3 protein-coding genes are annotated in these 4,354 nt (G+C 41.4%); all 3 read left to right on the top strand.

Features of this window, described 5'->3' with window-relative positions; all coding sequences use genetic code 11:
• A partial coding sequence (locus BIY37_RS08670) for a molybdopterin-dependent oxidoreductase (protein ID WP_070067449.1) occupies positions 1-2,693 on the top strand: 2,693 nt, incomplete at its 5' end.
• Positions 2,694-2,833: 140 nt separating this feature from the next.
• Positions 2,834-3,274: a hypothetical protein gene (locus BIY37_RS08665; protein ID WP_070067448.1), complete on the top strand. Its 441-nt coding sequence runs from the start codon at positions 2,834-2,836 to the stop codon at positions 3,272-3,274.
• Positions 3,275-3,496: 222 nt separating this feature from the next.
• Positions 3,497-4,132 carry a TetR/AcrR family transcriptional regulator gene (locus tag BIY37_RS08660; protein WP_070067447.1) on the top strand — a complete coding sequence of 212 codons (636 nt, stop codon included), beginning with the start codon at positions 3,497-3,499 and terminating at the stop codon, positions 4,130-4,132.
• Positions 4,133-4,354 lie beyond the last annotated feature (222 nt).

Raw genomic sequence — 4,354 nt, 5'->3', positions numbered from 1 at the left:
ACAGGGGAGTTGGGCCAGATAAAGCACTCGGTGGGAGGAACTGGTCGAACTATACATGGCACGGTGATCAGGCGCCTGGTCACCCATTTGTTCATGGACTTCAGACCTCTGATGTTGACATGAATGATATCCGGTTTTCTAAATTGGTTATTCAAACGGGAAAGAACCTTATAGAAAACAAGATGCCAGAGGCTCATTGGCTTACGGAGGTTATGGAAAGAGGCGGAAAGCTTGTTGTCATTACACCAGAGTACAGCCCGTCTTCCCAAAAAGCGGACTACTGGATACCGATTCGATGCAATACCGATACGGCATTATTCCTGGGTATAACCAAGATCTTGATGGATGAGAAATTGTATGATGCAGATTATGTAAAGAAGTTTACTGATTTCCCGATGCTTGTCAGGACAGATACCCTGAAGAGACTGCAGGCAAAGGATATCTTCCCGAATTATCAATTGGAAGACATTTCTCAGGGTGTAAGTTATAAGATTCATGGTTTGCACGACGACCAGCGGGAAATTATTGGTGACTTTGTGGTATGGGATACGAAGACGAATGGTCCTAAAGCCATTACGAGGGACGATGTTGGTGATAAACTAGTTGCTAAAGACATTGATCCTGCCTTGGATGGAATATTCAAGGTGAAAACTGTGGATGGGAAAGAGATTGAGGTTATGCCGCTCTTTGAGATGTACAAGATACATCTTAAAGATTATGACATTGACACCGTCGTTGAAATAACCAATTCTCCGAAAGAATTGATCGAAAGACTGGCACACGATATCGCAACCATAAAACCTGTGGCGATTCATTATGGCGAGGGTATTAACCACTGGTTCCATGCAACACTGTTTAACAGGTCGACTTATTTACCTCTTATGTTAACCGGCAACATAGGATATAAAGGTTCTGGTTCACATACCTGGTCCGGTAACTACAAGGCTGCTAATTTTCAGGGCTCAAAGTGGAGTGGTCCCGGATTCTATGGGTGGGTTGCGGAGGATGTTTTTAATCCAAATCTTGACCCAAATGCACCAGCAATGGACCTGAAAGTAAAGGGTCGTGCCTATGACGAAGAGGTGGCCTACTGGAATCACAATGACAGGCCATTGATCGTTAATACACCCAAGTACGGACGCAAATGCTTTACGGGGAAGACGCACATGCCGACACCGACCAAGATCATGTGGTTTACCAACGTGAATCTGGTTAATAATGCGAAGCATGTGTATCAAATGCTTAGGAATGTGAATCCCAATATTGAGCAAATTATGTCCACCGATATTGAGATGACCGGTTCCATTGAGTATGCAGACTTTGCTTTCCCGGCTAATTCCTGGGTGGAGTTTGAGACTCATGAGATTACCAGCTCATGCTCTAATCCATTTGTTCAGATATGGAAAGGCGGTATAAGGCCTGTTAATGACACAAAGGACGACGTGGCGATCCTTGCAGGTATGGCAGCGAAATTAGGGGAATTGCTCAGAGATATGCGGTTCAGGGATTTCTGGAAATTTGCCTTAGAGGGCAGACCCGAAGTGTATATCCAGAGGTTGCTGGATGGGAGTACGACCTTTAAGGGTTATACTTTTGACGATATAATGAATGGGAAATATGGGGAGCCCGGCGTTGCATTGCTGCTATACAGGACTTACCCAAGGCACCCATTCTGGGAGCAGGTGCACGAGAGTATTCCATTCTATACGCCAACGGGAAGGTTACAGGCTTACAATGACGAGCCAGAGATCATAGAGTACGGTGAAAATTTCATCGTGCATCGTGAAGGTCCGGAGGCAACTCCTTACCTTCCGAATGTCATTGTAAGTACCAATCCCCATATTCGTCCGGATGATTATGGAATTCCAGAAAATGCAGAACACTGGGATGAGAGAACGGTCAGGAACATCAAAAAGTCATGGTCTGATACGAAGCAAACAAAAAACTTCTTGTGGGAGAAGGGGTACAAGTTCTATTGTGTAACACCGAAGTCAAGACATACGGTGCATTCGCAATGGGCGGTAACAGACTGGAATTTTATCTGGAATAATAACTTTGGAGATCCCTACAGGATGGACAAGAGGATGCCCGGTGTCGGCGAGCATCAAGTTAACATAAACCCGCAGGCAGCTAAAGATTTGGGTATCAATGACGGTGATTATGTCTATGTTGATGCAAATCCAGCCGACAGACCTTATGAGGGCTGGAAGCCAAGCGATCCGTTCTATAAGGTTTCGAGGCTTATGCTGAGGGCAAAGTATAACTCATCCTATCCATATGGAGTAACGATGATGAAACATTCTGCATGGATTTCAACGGAAAAAAGTGTAAAGGCTCATGAGACGAGACCAGATGGCAGAGCGCTGTCGGCAGGTACAGGATATCAATCCAGTTTTCGTTACGGTTCTCAGCAGAGTATTACCAGGGACTGGTCTATGCCGATGCATCAACTGGACAGCTTATTCCACAAATCAAAGACAAGCATGAAGTTTGTTTTTGGCTATGAGGCGGATAACCACGGTATCAACACGGTTCCAAAGGAGACTTTGGTGAAAATTACCAAGGCAGAGGATGGCGGCATGGGTGGTAAGGGATTGTGGGATCCGGCGAAGACCGGGTATACCACCGGGAACGAAAATGACTTTATGAAGAAGTATCTGAATGGCGAGTTAATAAAAATAGAAAAAGCTTAAAAAGTGCGAATGATAAAGATGAGCTAATAGGTGTTTGTATTCATCTATTAGCTCATTGATAAGTCATGTGAACCGGACACTTCGAATGGGGGCGCATTAACGTTTTCTGATATTAGATTTTGTGGATGAAGGAGACTATTATGATGAGACATTATAAAAAAGCTTATGGAATAAATTGCGCGGTTATTCTATACTGTTTTTTCGTGTGTGGCTTATCAGACGGTCTTGCTGACGAAAAGAGGAAATACGAGCCAATTGTGCACGGTGTAATGATCGTCTCAATGGACCTTCCTCTGCTTGAAACTATTGGAAATAAAGTCAATGTTGAGATTAACATTGGCAATGAGAGAACGGAAAAAGTGACAACAATTCTGACAGTAACCTGCCTTAATACAAGGCAACTTATAGGGCGCGATGCACACACCTTGGATAGCTTATCTTCAAAAAAAGTCGTTTATAGCTGGGATACTAAAGGGTTAAAAGAAGACACGTATACGATTCGTGCTGAATTAGCGAAGGTACCTGGCGAGACATATCTCGACGACAATTCACGGCAAATAAATATTTATTTAGTTCCTTAAATACTTAGCTGTTAACTCACTGAATGTTAACAATAAAACTATAGGTGAAGGAATTTATTTATCAGCTTGTTTTTTGCAAATATGATAATATACTAGCAATACATTGCTTATGATGAATATTCGTAGGAAGTTGTCATTACGAAAAAAAGAAATAATGCTATCCATATTACATGTCAACTTATTCGAGAAATCTACTTTCAGGCATTAACAAAAGGAGACATTGTGCAGAATAGAAAATCTACAGCAATTCGGAGACAACAGATTGTAGATATTATTCGAAGCATTATTTCTTCTAAAGGGATTGAACACGTTACCATTAGCGAAATAGCAAAAAAAATTGGAACTACCAAGGGGGCAATCTATCGGCATTTTAAGAGCAAAAGAGATATATTAAGCTTGTTAATAGATAACATTGAGGAAACGCTTATGGAAGCTGTGGATAACGCACTGGTAGAAAAAGACCCAATACAAAATCTTAAAAATATTCTGTTAGCTCAACTCACATTGGCAAAAAATAGACGCGAAACATCCTTTGTTGTTATCATGGGGGCTCTGCAGTTTGGTGATCCCTTCATACGCAAAAAGATTTTGAAACTGATACAGAAGTATCTCAAAAGGATAGAAAAGCTGATTTTAAATGCAATAGAGCTAGGATTATTAAAAAAGGACGTTACTCCCAAGATGTCTGCAATCGTCTTTATGGGACTTATTCAGTCTACGATAACGGTGTGGTCATATAAAAACTTTAACTTTGTCCCTGAAAAAGTACACTCACAACTGTGGGATATTTATCGAAAAGGTATTGGTATTAAACAAGCACAGGAAACAACACATCAGGAAAAAACCAAGCGAAAATAAATCTTTTCTCTTAACACGCTTTCAAGTGGTCAGATGGGCATTGTTATTCATGTTTATTAAATTGTATCACGCACTTCTTTGTTGTTCTGCACGGCAATGTCAACTCTGTCGGGGGTTATTTTTGTTCATGTTTTCATTAAAAAATGTCAAATTTGTCCTTTATTTTTGTAACTATTCAGCGAAACGGATGGTGAGAGAGAATATTTTCTCAGAATAGTTAGG

This window comes from Candidatus Brocadia sapporoensis, from assembly GCF_001753675.2.
Classification (GTDB): domain Bacteria; phylum Planctomycetota; class Brocadiia; order Brocadiales; family Brocadiaceae; genus Brocadia; species Brocadia sapporoensis.
This window is presented reverse-complemented; position numbering and strand designations above follow the sequence as displayed.

Bases quoted from the DNA above. Each gene is read 5' to 3' on its own strand.
- BIY37_RS08665 (WP_070067448.1), top strand. From the start codon at position 2,834: ATGATGAGACATTATAAAAAAGCTTATGGAATAAATTGCGCGGTTATT.